14 protein-coding genes and 1 tRNA gene are annotated in these 17,716 nt (G+C 64.0%); all 15 read right to left on the reverse strand.

The window, feature by feature from the left end; genetic code table 11:
• A partial coding sequence (locus tag BLQ76_RS21880; protein WP_018010120.1) for a GTP-binding protein occupies nt 1-95 on the reverse strand: 95 nt, incomplete at its 3' end.
• 68 nt (nt 96-163) lie between these two features.
• On the reverse strand, nt 164-2,254 hold the full coding sequence (fusA, locus tag BLQ76_RS21285) for an elongation factor G (RefSeq protein ID WP_090677260.1): 2,091 nt from the start codon (nt 2,252-2,254) through the stop codon (nt 164-166).
• 27 nt (nt 2,255-2,281) lie between these two features.
• Complete coding sequence (gene rpsG / locus BLQ76_RS21290; protein ID WP_090677261.1) at nt 2,282-2,752, reverse strand: 30S ribosomal protein S7; 471 nt, start codon at nt 2,750-2,752, stop codon at nt 2,282-2,284.
• A gap of 32 nt (nt 2,753-2,784) precedes the next feature.
• Entirely contained in the window at nt 2,785-3,156 is a 372-nt protein-coding gene (rpsL, locus tag BLQ76_RS21295; protein WP_062018364.1) for a 30S ribosomal protein S12, read from the reverse strand.
• Between the two features lie 402 nt (nt 3,157-3,558).
• Nucleotides 3,559-7,758, reverse strand: coding sequence for a DNA-directed RNA polymerase subunit beta' (rpoC, locus tag BLQ76_RS21300; RefSeq protein ID WP_090677267.1), 4,200 nt, complete (start codon nt 7,756-7,758; stop codon nt 3,559-3,561).
• A gap of 145 nt (nt 7,759-7,903) precedes the next feature.
• Nucleotides 7,904-12,055 carry a DNA-directed RNA polymerase subunit beta gene (gene rpoB, locus BLQ76_RS21305; RefSeq protein WP_090677268.1) on the reverse strand — a complete coding sequence of 1,384 codons (4,152 nt, stop codon included), beginning with the start codon at nt 12,053-12,055 and terminating at the stop codon, nt 7,904-7,906.
• Nucleotides 12,056-12,340: 285 nt separating this feature from the next.
• A complete protein-coding gene (gene rplL, locus BLQ76_RS21310) occupies nt 12,341-12,718 on the reverse strand; it encodes a 50S ribosomal protein L7/L12 (protein WP_062018370.1) in 378 nt (125 codons plus the stop codon).
• A gap of 51 nt (nt 12,719-12,769) precedes the next feature.
• Entirely contained in the window at nt 12,770-13,288 is a 519-nt protein-coding gene (rplJ, locus tag BLQ76_RS21315) for a 50S ribosomal protein L10 (protein WP_090677269.1), read from the reverse strand.
• A gap of 372 nt (nt 13,289-13,660) precedes the next feature.
• The gene (gene rplA, locus BLQ76_RS21320; protein ID WP_090677270.1) at nt 13,661-14,362 is read right to left on the reverse strand and encodes a 50S ribosomal protein L1; all 702 of its coding nucleotides are present in this window, start codon (nt 14,360-14,362) and stop codon (nt 13,661-13,663) included.
• A gap of 4 nt (nt 14,363-14,366) precedes the next feature.
• Nucleotides 14,367-14,795 carry a 50S ribosomal protein L11 gene (rplK, locus tag BLQ76_RS21325; RefSeq protein WP_090677271.1) on the reverse strand — a complete coding sequence of 143 codons (429 nt, stop codon included), beginning with the start codon at nt 14,793-14,795 and terminating at the stop codon, nt 14,367-14,369.
• 155 nt (nt 14,796-14,950) lie between these two features.
• Nucleotides 14,951-15,481, reverse strand: a complete 531-nt coding sequence (gene nusG / locus BLQ76_RS21330; protein ID WP_062018377.1) for a transcription termination/antitermination protein NusG — start codon at nt 15,479-15,481, stop codon at nt 14,951-14,953.
• A gap of 25 nt (nt 15,482-15,506) precedes the next feature.
• Complete coding sequence (gene secE, locus BLQ76_RS21335) at nt 15,507-15,707, reverse strand: preprotein translocase subunit SecE (protein WP_062018379.1); 201 nt, start codon at nt 15,705-15,707, stop codon at nt 15,507-15,509.
• A 126-nt stretch (nt 15,708-15,833) separates the two neighbouring features.
• Nucleotides 15,834-15,909 (reverse strand) — tRNA-Trp (locus tag BLQ76_RS21340).
• Nucleotides 15,910-15,955: 46 nt separating this feature from the next.
• Nucleotides 15,956-16,813, reverse strand: coding sequence for a 3-deoxy-manno-octulosonate cytidylyltransferase (locus BLQ76_RS21345; RefSeq protein ID WP_090677272.1), 858 nt, complete (start codon nt 16,811-16,813; stop codon nt 15,956-15,958).
• Complete coding sequence (locus BLQ76_RS21350) at nt 16,810-17,502, reverse strand: glycosyltransferase family protein (RefSeq protein ID WP_090677273.1); 693 nt, start codon at nt 17,500-17,502, stop codon at nt 16,810-16,812. The genes BLQ76_RS21345 and BLQ76_RS21350 overlap by 4 nt, the downstream gene beginning before the upstream one ends.
• Between the last annotated feature and the right edge of the window lie 214 nt (nt 17,503-17,716).

The raw sequence follows: 17,716 nt of genomic DNA on the forward strand, positions 1-17,716 counted from the left end.
ATCGCCGCCGTCAGCGACGTCTTCCCATGGTCAACGTGACCAATCGTGCCGATGTTCACATGCGGCTTGTTACGCTCGAACTTGCTCTTGGCCATCTTGGCTCTCCATTCGAATGGGTTCGGTCCGTGACGGACCGGTCAGGTGTTTCGCCGGCGCTATCGCGTCAGGCGAACTTCTTCTGGATCTCTTCCGCGACCTGGTTCGGAACCTGCTCGTAGTGGTCGAACTGCATCGTGTACTGCGCGCGGCCCTGAGACATCGAACGCAGCGTATTGACGTAGCCAAACATGTTGGCGAGCGGGACCATCGCGTTCACCACGGTCGCGATACCACGAGCCTCGGTGCCCTGGATCTGACCGCGACGCGAGTTGAGGTCGCCGATGACGTCGCCGACGTAGTCCTCGGGCGTCACGACTTCGACCTTCATGATCGGCTCGAGCAGCTTCGGGCCGGCCTTCTGGATCGCCTCGCGGAAGCCCGCACGGGACGCGATCTCGAACGCCAGGACCGACGAGTCGACATCGTGGTACGCGCCGTCGAGCAGCTCGGCCTTGATGTCCACCATCGGGAAGCCAGCCAGCGGACCGGAGGTCATCACCGAGGCAATGCCCTTCTGGACGCCCGGGATGTACTCCTTGGGCACCGCGCCGCCGATGATTTTCGACTCGAACACGAAGCCCGTCGTGGGCTCACCCGGCTCGATATGGATCTTGATGCGAGCGAACTGGCCCGTACCGCCGGTCTGCTTCTTGTGCGTGTAGTCGACGTCCGCGCCGCGCGTGATCGTCTCGCGATAGGCGACCTGCGGGGCGCCGATGTTCGCCTCGACCTTGAACTCGCGCTTCATGCGATCCACGAGGATGTCGAGGTGAAGCTCGCCCATGCCCGCGATGATCGTCTGACCCGACTCCTCGTCGGTCTTGACGCGGAACGACGGATCCTCGGCCGCCAAGCGATTGAGCGCGAGGCCCATCTTCTCCTGGTCGCCCTTGGTCTTCGGCTCGATCGCGATCTCGATGACCGGATCGGGGAATTCCATACGCTCAAGGATGACCGGCTTCAGCGGATCGCAGAGCGTGTCGCCCGTCGTGACTTCCTTGAGGCCAGCGAGGGCGACGATGTCGCCAGCAAAGGCCTCCTCGATGTCTTCACGCGAGTTGGAGTGCATCTGCAGCATACGCCCGATGCGCTCCTTCTTCTCCTTCACCGTGTTCTGGACGCCGGTGCCCTTCGTGAGCTTGCCGGAGTAGATGCGGCAGAAGGTCAACGAGCCGACAAACGGGTCGTTCATGATCTTGAACGCCAGCATCGACAGCGGCTCCTCATCGGAGGAAACGCGCGTGGTCTCAGCCTCGGTCTTCGGATCGATGCCCTTGATCGCAGGCACCTCGACCGGCGACGGTAGGAAGTCCACGACGCCGTCGAGCAACGGCTGGACGCCCTTGTTCTTGAAGGCCGAGCCGCAGAAGATCGGCGTGAAGGTCACCTCGCAGGTGCCCTTGCGGATCAGCTTGCGAAGCTCTTCGTTCGACGGCATCTCGCCCTCGAGGTACTTCGTCATCGCGTCTTCGTCGACCTCGACCGCGGTCTCGATCATCAGCTCGCGGTACTCCGCGGCCTTATCCTGCAGATCGGCCGGGATCTCGACGACGTCCCACTGGGCGCCGAGGCTCTCGTCGCGCCAGATCAGGGCCTTCATCTCGATCAGGTCGACAACGCCCTTGAACTCGTTCTCGGCGCCGATCGGGAGCTGGACGACGATGGCCTTCGCGCCGAGGCGCGTCTTGACCATCTCCACGCAGCGGTAGAAGTCCGCGCCGGTCTTGTCCATCTTGTTGACGAACATCATGCGCGGGACGTTGTACTTGTCGGCCTGGCGCCAGACCGTCTCGGTCTGCGGCTCGACACCGGCGTTGGCGTCGAGAAGCGCGATCGCACCGTCGAGCACGCGCAGCGAACGCTCGACCTCGATCGTGAAGTCGACGTGCCCAGGGGTGTCGATGATGTTGAAACGGCGCTTCTTGCCGTCGCGCCCTTCCCAGAAGGTCGTGGTCGCGGCGGACGTGATGGTGATGCCGCGCTCCTGCTCCTGCTCCATCCAGTCCATGGTCGCGGCGCCGTCGTGGACTTCGCCGATCTTATGGGACTTGCCGGTGTAGTAGAGGATCCGCTCGGTCGTCGTGGTCTTGCCGGCATCGATGTGGGCCATGATGCCGAAATTGCGGTAGTCTTCGATCTTATATTCGCGGGCCATGGGGCGTCGCCTTTCGAACGAGTGGGCTTACCAGCGGTAGTGCGAGAAGGCGCGGTTAGCTTCCGCCATGCGGTGCGTGTCTTCGCGCTTCTTCACGGCGGTGCCGCGGTTGTTGGCGGCATCCAGCAGCTCGCCCGACAAACGGTCGACCATGGTCGTCTCGTTGCGGTTGCGGGCGGCCGTGATGAGCCAGCGGATGGCAAGAGCCTGGCGACGCTCGGGACGGACGTCGACGGGGACCTGGTAGGTGGCGCCGCCGACGCGGCGCGAACGGACCTCGACGTGCGGGGCGACGTTCTCGAGCGCCTGGTGGAACAGGCCGATCGCATCCTGGCGGGTCTTGTTCGCCATGACGTCGAACGCGCCGTAGACGATCGTCTCGGCGATGGACTTCTTGCCGTCGTACATGACGGCGTTCATGAACTTGGTGACAACCAGATCACCGAACTTCGGATCCGGATTGATCTCGCGCTTCTCTGCGGAGTGACGACGGGACATGGGCTTGTCTCTCTATCTCGAACGCGAACGGCTTACTTCGGACGCTTCGCGCCGTACTTCGAACGGCGCTGACGACGGTCCTTGACGCCCTGCGTGTCGAGCACGCCGCGGATGATGTGGTAGCGAACGCCGGGAAGATCCTTCACACGGCCGCCGCGGATCATCACGACGGAGTGCTCCTGAAGGTTATGACCCTCGCCCGGGATGTAGCCGATGACCTCGAAGCCGTTGACAAGGCGCACCTTGGCGACCTTACGCAGAGCCGAGTTCGGCTTCTTCGGAGTCGTCGTGTAGACGCGGGTGCAGACGCCGCGCTTTTGCGGGTTGGCCTCGAGCGCCGGAACCGTGTTGCGCTCGGTCGGGCGAACGCGGGGCTTCCGGACCAACTGGTTGATGGTCGGCATCTTCCAGACTTCCTCTTCTTCAAATTCAGGTTCGAAACGATCGGCAACAGCCGCGATTCGAGCCGTATAGCTCATACGCGAAACCGGGCGTCGACCTCACTAGTAAGAGGTCTGCCCGGAACGATGCAGAGGATGACGGGCAAAACCGCCATCGTGCGACCAGCAATGGTGCGTCTCGTTGAACGAAGCCTTGTTTGAAGCGCTGGTCCCGGACGCGGCGTCCTCGGGAAGCGTTGCCTCACATCGGCTCGGTTGCGGGCGGTTTAACGATTCCCGAAGCTGTCGTCAAGCCGTCTTCGCGACAGACACTTGACGGCTGCCGGGCGCGCGATAACGGCGCTGAAAGCGAGAAAGGGCGACCTTGCGGCCGCCCTTCCCCATGGTTCGTTCTGCAGGCCACGCCTACTCTGCGGCGTCGTTCAGGCTCGTCAGCATCCGGTCGGCCTGCGCGGCGTTCGACGACTTGCGACGGTCGTCGAGGATCAGGTCGTCTCGCGAGGAGGCGATACGACGGACCTGCGTCATCATTCCGCCCGTACCGGCCGGGATGAGGCGTCCGACGATGACGTTCTCCTTCAGACCCTGCAGCATATCCATCTTGCCGGCGACCGCGGCCTCGGTGAGGACGCGGGTGGTCTCCTGGAAGGACGCCGCCGAGATGAAGCTCGGCGTCTGCAAGCTTGCCTTCGTAATGCCGAGCAGCACCGGATTACCGGAGGCGGGCTTCTTGCCCTCCTCCTCCAGTCGCTCGTTCAGCTCCGCCAGCTCGATCCGATCGACGTTGTCGCCCGGGATGTAGCCCGAGTCGCCGCTCTCGACGATCTCGACCTTCTGCAGCATCTGCCGGACGATGACCTCGATATGCTTGTCGTTGATCAACACGCCCTGGAGGCGATAGACCTCCTGGATTTCGTTCACGAGGTAGCTCGCCAGCGCTTCGACGCCCCGGATGGCCAAGATATCGTGCGGTGCCGGGTTGCCATCGAGGATGTGGTCGCCCTTCTCGATGACGTCGCCTTCCTGGAGATGGAACGGCTTGCCCTTCGGGATGAGGTACTCGACCGGCTCGACGCCGTCCTCATGCGGCTCGATGATGATGCGACGCTTGTTCTTGTAGTCGCGCCCGAACCGAACCGTACCGTCGATCTCGGCGATGACCGCGTTGTCCTTCGGACGACGGGCCTCGAAGAGTTCGGCGACGCGCGGCAGACCGCCCGTGATGTCCTTCGTCTTGGCCGACTCCATCGGGATACGCGAAAGAACGTCACCCGCACGGACCTTGGCACCCGGCTCGACCGACAGCAGAGCATCCACCGACAGGAAGTACCGTGCGTCCGTGCCGCGCGAGAGCTTGGCAACGGAGCCGTCGGCCGCACGGATCACGATCGCGGGCTTCAGATCCGAACCGCGAGGATTGGCCCGCCAGTCGATAACCTGACGCTTCGTGATGCCGGTCGACTCGTCGGCCTGCTCGGAGACCGACAGACCCTCAACCAGATCCTCGAACTCGATCGTACCGTCGAGCTCGGTGAGAACCGGACGGGTGTACGGATCCCACTCGGCGATACGCTGGCCGCGACGAACCTGATCGCCGTCGTCCACGAAGATGCGCGAACCGTAGGTGATACGGTGCGACGCACGCTCCTTGCCCGATGGATCGAGGATCAGGATCGCCATGTTGCGTCCCATGGCAACCAAGCGACCGTCGGAGTCGCGAACCACGTTGCGGTTGCGGATCTGAACGGTGCCCTCGTAGGACGCCTCGAGGAACGACGAGTCCACGACCTGCGCGGTGCCGCCCATGTGGAAGGTGCGCATCGTGAGCTGCGTGCCCGGCTCGCCGATCGACTGCGCCGCGATGACGCCGACGGCCTCGCCCATGTTGACGGGCGTGCCGCGCGCCAGATCGCGTCCGTAGCAGATCGCGCAGATGCCGGTCCGCACCTCGCAGGTCAGCGCCGAGCGGATCTTGATCGACTGGACGCCGGCCTTCTCGATCACCTCGACGTCACGCTCCTCGATCGTGCGGCCACCCTCGACGAGAATGTCGCCCGAGACCGGGTGCACCACGTCTTCGAGGGCCGTACGTCCGAGAACGCGCTGTCCGAGCGTCGCGACCACCTGACCGGCGTCCACGATGGGCTGCATCGTGAGGCCGTTCGGCGTGCCGCAATCGGCCTGCGTGATGATGCAGTCCTGCGCGACGTCGACGAGGCGACGCGTCAGGTAGCCGGAGTTCGCGGTCTTCAAGGCGGTGTCGGCCAGACCCTTGCGGGCGCCGTGGGTCGAGTTGAAGTACTCGAGCACGGTCAGGCCTTCCTTGAAGTTCGAGATGATCGGCGTCTCGATGATCTCGCCGGACGGCTTGGTCATCAGACCACGCATGGCGGCGAGCTGACGCATCTGCGTCGGCGAACCGCGGGCGCCCGAGTGCGACATCATGTAGATTGAGTTCATCGGCTTCTGCCGACCCGTCTCCGGGTTGAACTCGACCGCCTTGATGCGGCCCATCATTTCATCGGCGATCTTGTCCGTGCACTTGGCCCAGGCATCGACAACCTTGTTGTACTTCTCGCCCTGGGTGATCAGGCCGTCATTGTACTGCTGCTCGTATTCCTTCGCGAGCGCCTGCGTCTCGCCGATCAGCTTCGGCTTGGTGTCCGGGATCAGCATGTCGTCCTTACCGAACGAGATGCCGGCCAGACATGCATGCTTGAAGCCGAGCTGCATGATGCGGTCGCAGAAGATCACCGTGTCCTTCTGACCGCAGTGGCGGTAGACGGTATCGATCATCTTCGAGATGTTCTTCTTCGTCATCAGCTCGTTGCAGATATCGAAGGGGATCTTGTGCGTCTTGGGCAGAAGCTGCCCGATCAGCATGCGTCCCGGAGTCGTCTCGTAGATCTTCGAGACCGGGTTGCCGTTCTCGTCGACCGTCTTGAAGCGACCCTTGATCTTGGTGTGCAGCGTCACCGCCTTGGTGGCGATCGCGTGCTCCATCTCGCCGATGTCCGAGAAGGCCATGCCCTGGCCCGGCTCGTTCTCATTCATGATCGAGAGGTAGTAGAGACCGAGCACCATGTCCTGCGACGGCACGATGATCGGCGCGCCGTTCGCAGGATGCAAGATGTTGTTGGTCGACATCATCAGGACGCGGGCTTCCAGCTGCGCCTCGATGGACAGCGGCACGTGCACCGCCATCTGGTCGCCGTCGAAGTCCGCGTTGAAGGCCGTGCAGACCAGCGGGTGAAGCTGGATCGCCTTGCCCTCGATGAGAATAGGCTCGAACGCCTGGATGCCGAGGCGGTGCAGCGTCGGCGCGCGGTTCAACAGCACCGGATGCTCGCGGATCACCTCGTCCAGGATATCCCAGACCTCCGGACGCTCCTTCTCGACGAGCTTCTTGGCCTGCTTCACCGTGGAGGAGAAGCCCTTGGCGTCGAGGCGTGCATAGATGAACGGCTTAAAGAGCTCCAGCGCCATCTTCTTCGGCAGGCCGCACTGGTGCAGCTTCAGCTCGGGACCGGTCACGATGACCGAACGGCCGGAGTAGTCGACGCGCTTGCCGAGCAGGTTCTGCCGGAAGCGGCCCTGCTTGCCCTTCAGCATGTCGGACAGCGACTTCAGCGGGCGCTTGTTGGCACCCGTGATGACGCGACCGCGCCGTCCGTTGTCGAACAGCGCGTCGACCGCCTCCTGAAGCATGCGCTTCTCGTTGCGGATGATGATGCCCGGCGCACGCAGCTCGATCAGCCGCTTGAGGCGGTTGTTGCGGTTGATGACGCGACGATAGAGGTCGTTGAGGTCCGAGGTGGCGAACCGGCCGCCGTCGAGCGGGACCAGCGGACGCAGATCCGGCGGGATCACGGGCACGACGCTCATGATCATCCACTCGGGGCGGTTGCCCGACTCCATGAAGTTCTCAACGATCTTGAGACGCTTCATGAGCTTCTTGGTCTTGAGCTCGGACGTCGTGGTGGCCAGCTCGTCGCGCAGGTCGCCGGCGATGCGCGGCAGGTCCATGGAGCCGAGCAGTTCCTGGATCGCCTCGGCACCGATCAGCGCGGTGAAGCTATCCTCGCCGTACTCGTCAACCGCGATCATGTACTCCTCTTCCGTCAGGAGCTGGTGCTCCTTCAGGGCGGTGAGACCGGGTTCGGTGACGATGTAGTTCTCGAAGTACAGGACGCGCTCGATGTCCTTCAGCGTCATGTCGAGCAGTGTACCGATGCGGCTGGGCAACGACTTCAGGAACCAGATGTGCGCGACCGGTGCGGCCAGCTCGATGTGGCCCATGCGCTCGCGGCGCACGCGCGAGAGGGTGACCTCGACGCCGCACTTCTCGCAGATAATGCCTTTGTACTTCATGCGCTTGTACTTGCCGCACAAGCACTCGTAGTCCTTGATCGGGCCGAAGATACGCGCGCAGAACAGGCCGTCACGCTCGGGCTTGAACGTGCGGTAGTTGATCGTCTCGGGCTTCTTGATCTCGCCGAACGACCACGACAGGATTTTCTCGGGCGAGGCCAGCGAGATCCGGATCGAGTCGAACGTCTGCGCCTGCACCTGAGGATTGAAGAGATTCATGACCTCTTGGTTCATGGTGCTGTCTCCTTATGGGGCGGGAGGGCCCCCGTGCGGCCGGGCGGAGCCGGCCTGAGATGATCCGCAACATCCGACCGGCCCACCCGCATGTGATGGGCCGATCATGGCCGCGCAAGGCGGCGAAGGTTGGGTGTGACGCGGCCTACTCGGCCGCGTCGGGCAGTCCTTCCAAAGGCGAGGCGCCGGGCGGCAGTTCCGCCACGGAGTTCGACAGGTCGACGTCGAGGCCGAGCGAGCGCATCTCCTTGACGAGAACGTTGAAGCTCTCGGGGATGCCCGACTCGAACGCGTCGTCGCCGCGCACGATCGACTCGTAGACCTTGGTACGGCCCGCGACGTCGTCCGACTTCACCGTCAGCATCTCCTGCAGCGTGTAGGCCGCACCGTACGCCTCCAGCGCCCAGACCTCCATCTCGCCGAAGCGCTGGCCGCCGAACTGCGCCTTGCCGCCGAGCGGCTGCTGGGTGACCAGCGAGTAGGGGCCGATCGAACGGGCGTGGATCTTGTCGTCCACGAGGTGGTGCAGCTTCAGCATGTAGATGTAGCCGACCGTCACCTGACGATCGAAGGGCTCGCCCGTACGGCCATCGTGCAAGGTGACCTGCCCGGAACCGTTGAGGCCCGCCTTCTCCAGCATCTTCACGATGTCCTGCTCGACCGCGCCGTCGAAGACGGGCGTGGCGATGGAAACACCGCGCTTCATCTGCTTGGCGAGGGTCACGACGGAGTCGTCGTCGTAGTCCCTCACCTTCTCGTTGCGGTCCGAGTCGCCCAGCATCTGCGCGATCTCCTCGCGCAGCGGCTGCACGTCGTGGCTCTGCTGGTACGCCTCCAGCATCTCGCCGATCCGCTTGCCCATGCCGGCGCAGGCCCAGCCGAGATGCGTCTCGAGGATCTGGCCAACGTTCATGCGCGAGGGCACGCCGAGCGGGTTCAAAACGATGTCGACATGCGTGCCGTCGGCGGTGAAGGGCATGTCCTCCACCGGCACGATGCGCGAGACGACGCCCTTGTTGCCGTGACGGCCGGCCATCTTGTCGCCCGGCTGGATCTTGCGCTTGACGGCGACGAAGACCTTCACCTGCTTCATGACGCCCGGAGGCAGTTCGTCGCCGCGCTGGACCTTCTCGACCTTGTCCATGAAGCGCTGCTCGAGCGTCTTCTTGGCCTCGTCGTAGACGTTACGCAGATCCTCGAGCTCGGCCTGGAGCTTCTCGTCCTCGACCGCGAACATCCACCACTGCGAGCGGGGATACTCGTTCATCATGTCGGACGAGATCTCGGCCCCCTTGCGGTAGCCCTTCGGGCCGGCGACCGCCGACTTGCCCGATAGCATCTCGACTAAACGGCCGTAGACGTTGCGGTCCAGGATCGCCTGCTCGTCGTCGCGGTCCTTGGCGAGCCGCTCGATCTCCTCGCGCTCGATCGCCATCGCACGCTCGTCCTTCTCGACGCCGTGACGATTGAAGACGCGCACCTCCACGACCGTACCGTAGGTGCCCGGAGGCATGCGGTTCGACGTGTCACGCACGTCCGAGGCCTTTTCGCCGAAGATGGCGCGAAGAAGCTTCTCCTCCGGCGTCATCGGCGACTCGCCCTTCGGCGTAATCTTGCCGACGAGGATATCGCCCGGCTGGACCTCGGCGCCGATGTAGACGATGCCCGCCTCGTCGAGGTTGCGCAGCGCCTCCTCGGACACGTTCGGAATGTCGCGCGTGATCTCCTCGGGCCCAAGCTTGGTGTCGCGCGCCATGACCTCGAACTCCTCGATGTGGATCGAGGTGAAGACGTCGTCGGCGACGATGCGCTCGGAGAGGAGGATCGAGTCCTCGTAGTTGTAGCCGTTCCACGGCATGAACGCGACGAGCACGTTCCGGCCGAGGGCGAGATCGCCGAGATCGGTGGACGGGCCGTCCGCGATGATGTCGCCCTTGCGCACGCGGTCACCCACCGCGACCAGCGGACGCTGGTTGATGCAGGTGTTCTGGTTGGAACGCTGGAACTTCATCAGGCGGTAGATGTCGACGCCCGAACGACCGGCTTCCAGGTCCTCGGTCGCGCGGATGACGATACGCGTCGCGTCCACCTGGTCGACGATACCCGTGCGCCGGGCACCGATCGCAGCGCCCGAGTCGCGCGCCACCACCGGCTCCATGCCCGTTCCGACGAACGGAGCCTCGGCGCGCACCAGCGGCACGGCCTGACGCTGCATGTTCGAGCCCATGAGGGCGCGGTTCGCGTCGTCGTTCTCGAGGAACGGGATGAGCGCCGCCGCGACCGACACGAGCTGCTTCGGCGACACGTCCATCAGATCGACGTTCTCGCGCGGCGTCATGAAGACGTCGCCCGCGTGGCGGCAGATGACCAGCTCGTCCTCGAAGCGACCGTCGTCGGTCAGCACCGCGTTCGCCTGCGCGACGTGGTGCTTCGACTCCTCCATGGCCGACAGGTAGACGACGTCCTGCGTCACCTTCCCGTCGACGATGCGGCGGTACGGGCTCTCGATGAAGCCGTACTTGTTGACGCGTGCGAACGTCGCCAGCGAGTTGATCAGACCGATGTTCGGGCCTTCCGGCGTCTCGATTGGGCAGATGCGGCCGTAGTGCGTCGGATGGACGTCCCGGACCTCGAAGCCCGCGCGCTCGCGCGTCAGACCGCCGGGGCCGAGCGCCGAGAGACGACGCTTGTGCGTGATCTCGGAGAGCGGGTTGGTCTGGTCCATGAACTGGGAGAGCTGCGACGAGCCGAAGAACTCGCGTACGGCAGCCGCCGCCGGCTTCGCGTTGATCAGGTCCTGCGGCATGACGGTGTCAATCTCGACCGACGACATGCGCTCCTTGATCGCGCGCTCCATGCGAAGGAGACCGACGCGGTACTGGTTCTCCATGAGCTCGCCGACCGAGCGCACCCGGCGATTGCCGAGATTGTCGATGTCGTCGATCTCGCCCTTGCCGTCACGCAGGTCCACGAGCGTCTTCACGACCGCAAGGATGTCCTCGCGGCGCAGGACGCGCACGGTGTCCTCCGCGTCGACGTCGAGACGCATGTTCATCTTCACGCGGCCGACGGCCGAGAGGTCGTAGCGCTCGGGATCGAAGAACAGCGAGCGGAACATCGCCTCCGCCGTCTCCATCGTCGGCGGCTCGCCGGGACGCATGACGCGGTAGATGTCGAACAGTGCGTCCTGACGGTTCTCGTTCTTGTCGGCGGCCAGCGAGTTGCGGATGTAGGCGCCCACCGTCACGTGATCGATGTCGAGGACGTTGATCTCTTCGTGGCCCGCGTCGAGCAGGACCTTCAGCGTCTTCTCGTCGATCTCGTCGCCGGCCTCGAGATAGACCTCGCCCGTCTGGTAGTTGACGATGTCCTCGGCGAGATAGTTGCCGTAGAGGTCCTCCTCGGTCGCGCGCAGCGCGACGACGCCCTTCTCCTTCAGCTGACGAGCCTGACGAGCCGTCACCTTCTTGCCGGCCTCAACCAGAACCTCGCCCGAATCGGCGTCGATCAGATCGGTGATCGCCTTCTGACCGCGGACGCGCTCGACCGAGAAGGGTACGCGCCAGCCGCCCTTGTCCTTGGTGAACTGGATCACGTTGTAGAAGGTCGAGAGGATCTCCTCGCCGTCCATGCCGAGCGCCATGAGAAGGCTCGTCACGGGAATCTTACGGCGACGGTCGATACGCGCGAACACGATGTCCTTGGCGTCGAACTCGATGTCGAGCCAGGATCCGCGATAGGGGATCACGCGCGCGGCGAAGAGCAGCTTGCCGCTGGAGTGCGACTTGCCCTTGTCGTGATCGAAGAAGACGCCCGGCGAGCGGTGCATCTGCGAGACGATGACGCGCTCGGTGCCGTTCACGATGAACGTGCCGTTGGACGTCATGAGCGGCATGTCGCCCATATAGACGTCCTGCTCCTTGATGTCCTTGATGGACTTCGAGCCGGTATCCTCGTCGATATCGAACACGATGAGCCGGAGCGTCACCTTGAGCGGCGCGGCGAAGGTCATGTCGCGCTGCCGGCACTCGTCGACGTCGAACTTCGGCTGCTCGAACTCGTACTTGACGAACTCCAGCATCGAATGACCGGAGAAGTCGCTGATCGGGAACACGGACCGGAACACAGCCTGCAGACCCTCGTCCGCACGACCGCCCTCGGGCTCGTCCACCATCAGGAATTGATCGTACGAGGCCTTCTGGACCTCGATCAGGTTGGGCATCTCGGCGACTTCGGGGATGGACCCGAAGAACTTGCGCACGCGCCTGCGACCGCTGAAAGTCGTCACCTTGGACATCGTCGCTCCTTAGCTCTCGTCAGCGCCCCCGACCGAAAGGGCGTCTAGATTCCCGGGCCTCCCTATTCGGGAAGCGCCTCGCCAGGGACGGGCCCGTGGCGAAGAGACGTCGCTGGACTGCCGGTCAGTCCGCGTCTTCGCATCGCTCCACGGAGCCATGCGAAAAGGGGGACTTTCTGACCGCTCCGGGCACCACGCAGGCCGGGAGCACGGAAGGCGGAGCGGCAAAACTGCCGCCCCGCCCGCCATCATGGGGTACCGGAGAGCCGCGTGGCTCCCGGCAAGTTACTTGACGTCGACCTTGGCGCCAGCCTTCTCGAGCTGGTCCTTGATCTTGGCGGCCTCGTCCTTCGAGACGCCTTCCTTGACGGGCTTGGGAGCGCCGTCGACCAGGTCCTTGGCTTCCTTCAGGCCGAGGCCGGTCAGAGCGCGGACTTCCTTGATGACGTTGATCTTGTTCGCGCCGGCTTCGGCGAGGATCACGTCGAACTCGGTCTTCTCCTCGACCTCGGCAGCCGGGGCACCGGCGCCACCAGCGGCCGCGACGGCGACCGGAGCAGCGGCGGAAACGCCCCACTTCTCTTCGAGCATCTTCGAGAGCTCGGCCGCCTCGAGGACGGTCAGGCTCGAGAGGTCGTCAACGATCTTGGCGAGATCAGCCATAGTAGTCTTCCTTCTGGGTTCGAATGTTCTGAATCAGCCGAGGCAAGAGCCTCACGCCGCTTCGTCCTTCTTGGCATACGCCGCGAATACACGTGCGAGCTGAGCCGCAGGTGCCGCCACGACGCCTGCGATGCGGGTAGCCGGCGTCTGGATCATGCCCAGCAGCTTTCCGCGCAGTTCGTCGAGCGACGGAAGGGCGGCCAAAGCCTTGACCCCTTCCGCATCGAGAGCGGTGGTGCCCATCGCACCGCCGAGGATCACGAGCTTGTCGTTGCCCTTGGCGAAGTCGTTGGCCACCTTCGGCGCCGAGATCGGATCGTCCGAGTAGGCGATCAGCGTCTGACCCTGGAACAGGTCAGCGATCTTTTCAGCGTCGGTGCCTTGAAGAGCGATCTTGGCGAGGCGGTTCTTGGCGACTTTGACCGTGCCACCCTGTGCGCGCATCTTGGAACGAAGATCGTTCATCTGCGCGACGGTGAGACCGGCGTAGCGAGCCACCACGATCGCGCCCGTGACCTTGAAGGTCTCGTTCAGCTCCGTGACGAACTCGCGCTTTTGCGCTCTGTCCACTGTCACTCTCCGATTGAAACGAACCTGGGGAGGTCCGTTCCGGTTGCCGTTTGCCGCCCGATCTGCACCGGGCGACGCTCGAGGATCCTGTCCCCTTGGCTTCCTCGGATTCCTGACGGAACCGGCAGATGGCTCAAGGCATTCAGAGGTTCGAACCAGAGGTCTCGGTGCAGGCACCGACGAATCCGGATCTTTCCACGTCTCATGCGGGCTGGATGATTAAGAGCGACCGGCAAGCCGGTCGATCACCCGCAATCTCGGACAGGAAGAGCGAGGCCTTTTAAGCCTCGCCTATCGCCGTCGCACGCGAGTGCGACGGGATTGGTCAGAAGGAATGCCCGATATGGTCACCGGACGTTCCCGCTTCAATCGTTAAGCGCTCGGGCGAACCGTCGCGGGGTCGATCTTGATGCCGGGGCCCATGGTCGAGGACACCGCGATGCGCTGGACGTAGTTGCCCTTCGCGCCCGTCGGCTTCGCCTTCTGCACGGCATCCGCGAACGCACGGATGTTTTCAAGCAGCGCGTCGGCGCCGAACGAGGCCTTGCCGACGCCGGCATGCACGATGCCGGCCTTCTCGACGCGGAACTCGACCGCACCGCCCTTGGACGCCTTGACGGCGGCGGTGACGTCCGGCGTCACCGTGCCGACACGCGGGTTCGGCATGAGACCGCGGGGGCCGAGCACCTTACCCAAGCGTCCGACGAGACCCATCATGTCGGGCGTCGCGATCGCACGGTCGAAGTCGATCTGGCCACCCTGGACCGCCTCGACGAGCTCCTCGGCGCCGACGATGTCCGCACCGGCGGCGCGCGCCTCGTCGGCCTTCGCGCCGCGCGCGAACACCGCGACGCGAACCGTGCGGCCCGTGCCGTTCGGCAGGTTCACGACGCCGCGAACCATCTGATCGGCGTGACGGGGATCGACGCCGAGGTTCATCGCGACCTCGATGGTCTCGTCGAACTTGGCGGTCGCACGCTCCTTGAGGATCGCGATCGCGTCATCGAGGACGTAGAGCTTCTCGCGGTCGATGCCCTCGCGAGCCTTGGTGATACGCTTGCCAGCCTTCGCCATGATCTTAAGCCACCACTTCCAGGCCCATGGAACGGGCGGAGCCCATCACCATCGCCATCGCCGCATCGACGTCGTTCGCGTTGAGGTCCTTCATCTTCTTCTCGGCAATCTCGCGCACCTGCGCTTCGGTCACCGAGCCGGCCTTGACCTTGCCGGGCTCCTTCGAGCCGCTGGTCAGGCCCGCCGCCTTCTTGAGGAAGAAGCTGACCGGAGCCGTCTTCATCTGGAAGGTGAAGGACTTGTCGACGTAGTAGGTGATCACGACCGGAACGGGCGACCCCTTCTCCATCTCCTGGGTCTGCGCGTTGAACGCCTTGCAGAACTCCATGATGTTGATGCCGCGCTGACCGAGAGCGGGACCGATTGGGGGCGACGGGGTCGCCGAACCGGCCTTGACCTGCAGCTTGAGCTGGCCTGCAACTTTCTTAGCCATATGCTTCTGCCTTTCCTAAGCGCCGGCGTACCGGCTTTCGAAGCGGCCGCGAGGGCTGCTCCAGCGCAGTGGCGTGGTGCGGATCTCGGAAGACGCCGGCTCAGCGCCCCTCACCTTCCACGCCGTTCACGGGGCGGCGACGCCACCCCGACGGGTCAGACCTTCTCGACCTGACCGAACTCGAGGTCTACCGGCGTCGCGCGGCCGAAGATCGAAACCTCGACCTTGAGACGGGCCCGCTCGCCGTCGACTTCCTGAACGATGCCGTTGAACGAGGCGAAGGGCCCGTCCGACACGCGCACCTGCTCGCCGACGTCGAAGGAGACGGTCGGCTTGGGACGCTCGACGCCATCCTGAACCTGCGTCAGGATCTGCGTTGCCTCGGCCTCCGAGATCGGAACCGGCCGGTTGTCGGGTCCAAGGAAGCCGGTCACCTTCGGCGTGTTCTTGATCATGGAGAAGACCTGATCGGTCAGCTCCGCCTTGACCAGCACGTAGCCGGGGAAGAACTTGCGCTCGGAGTCCACCTTGCGGCCGCGGCGCACCTCGACCACCTTCTCGGTGGGTACGAGGATCTTCTCGAACTTGTCGGACAGCCCCTTCTGGCGGGCCTGCTCCTCGATCGATTCCGCCACCTTCTTCTCGAAGTTCGAGTAGGCGTGAACGATGTACCAGCGAGCGGTCATGTCAGTCCTGCTTGTCGTGCGGCGATCAAACGCCGGCGTTCATCACGTAGCCGACGAGGAAGCCCAGCGCCTGGTCGGCCACGAAGAGGAACGTCGCCGCGAAGGCGACCATCACGAACACCATGGCCGTCGAAATCAACGTCTCGCGCCGCGTGGGCCAGCTGACCTTCGAAACTTCGGTTCGCACCTGCTGGAGGAACGTGAAGGGATTCGTCTTCGAGGCCATGCACCACTCACGACATAAGGCGCGAAAAGCTGTTCGATCAGCCCCACGCGCCGCGCGTCTGTTAAAAACTACATAAACGGGCCTTGACCGATTCACAAGGCCCCATGTCGCTTTGATGAAGGTCCTTGGCAGGGGCAGCAGGGCTCGAACCTGCGACCTGCGGTTTTGGAGACCGCCGCTCTACCAGCTGAGCTATACCCCTTCAGGACGACCAGCCGATAAAGCGTGGGCGGCCGATTTGCAAGCCCCTAACGGCGCGGGCTCGCATCGCGCTCAGCAAGGCGCGCCTTGCGGGTCTTCGGCTTCAGGCGCTCGAACGTCTCGCGCAGGCGTCTTTGCGGCCGCGTCAGCCGGTGAAGATCCTCGATCGCGACGTTGGCGCTTTCGAGACGTTCCGCCACCACTTCGGCGGCAGCAAGTGCGACGGCCTGTGGTCCGCCTATGTCAGGAAAGCGTCTCGCGATCGCGCCCAGCATCGCGTCCGGCACCGGGCCTAGGGCCTCGATCCGCTTGTTGCGCAGAAGCAGGCGCAGGACGATCTGCTCGAAGGTCCAGTCGTGATCCGCAAAGAGCTTCCAGCGTAGCGATCTCTTGGCCGTGAAACCGGCCAGTTGGACACGCGCGTCGAGCTTCAAATGGTCGAGGAAGACGGCCAGCGCAAAGCCGCTCGTAGCGACATGCGTGGCCGGATAGAAGCCGGCCATCGTGTCGACGAGATCGAGACTTGCTACCGGTTCGGGAACCGCAAACGCCGCCGGCTCGCTGAAGCGCTCCGCTGGGCCGACACGCAGGTTGCAGATCCCGAGGAAGCGATCGGAGCGCAGGAGACGAACGACGTCCTCCACCTCCCGGCGATAGACGATGTTGGCGCCGGCTGGGCTTGATCGGGCGATAAGGAGGGTATGGCCGGCGAAGGGTTCAGCGAGAACCTTGTAGACCTTGTTAAAGAAGACGAAGAGCGTGTCGTCGTCCGGCGTCAGCATGGCCGGCGCGACCGCGTCGCTATTGGCGACAAGGACGATCCGCTGGTAGCGCGACAGAAGCTCACGCCATGCGTCGCCTTGCGACGCGCCTGTCAGTCCGTAGGGTGGAAGCTGCGGCGTCACGCGCTGCGCTGGGTGACGTGGAGCATCCGATCGCGCATGGCGAACCATTCGTCCGCGTAGTCGTCGTTTCTGTATTCGGCGAAGTACGGGCCGCCGTCGGTGAAGTGGACGTTCTTGGCGGCCGGGTCGTGCTCATACTCGTTGACGAGCCAGTTCCAAGCCGGCGGTAGCTCCCCGATGTGATCGTCGCTTTCGAGCCACTTGAACTGGTGGAGCTGAAGCCCCGTTGCCGTATTCACGAAATCGGGCGTCAGCGCACGGCAGCGCGCGTTGTTGAAGAGCATGACGCTCGACCAGTTCTTCTTTTCGTACTTCGTCTGGACCTGACCGAGAAACTTCGTGTCCACCTTGGGCTGGTAGTCGTGCTTGACGACCATCACCGCCTTCGACTCGTCGCGCAGCGCCCAGAGCTCGGCGATATCGGCGCGCATGAGCATGTCGCAGTCCATGAAGAGGCTCCAGCCCTCGAAGCCGCTGAGATAGGGCACGAGAAATCTGGAAAACGAAAACTCGGTCGATTGCAGGGCGTTGCGCTCGCGCGTGAAGGTCGCCTCGAGATGCGACAGCACGATCGGCGACATCTCGACCGGCATCGAAGCGTGTTCGATGATGCTCTGGGCAAGAACGTGGTAGGCGACGACTTCCTTCGTGTCGAAGCCGATGAAGACGCGGGCAATGTCGGCAGCCATGGACGGGTCCTTCACGGTCTGTATCGCGGCGGGTTCTAGAGACGGCTGGCGGAGGCCACAAGCAAGAACGCCTCCAATATGGTCACCGCCCCGGGGCCGAAAACGAAAACGGGCCCTGAAGGGCCCGCTCTCAACTCGCTGAGGATGGCTCGTCCTACTCGACGATGCTCGCGACGATACCGGCGCCGACGGTGCGACCGCCCTCGCGGATGGC

It is taken from the genome of Aureimonas jatrophae (assembly GCF_900104035.1).
Lineage (GTDB): Bacteria > Pseudomonadota > Alphaproteobacteria > Rhizobiales > Rhizobiaceae > Aureimonas > Aureimonas jatrophae.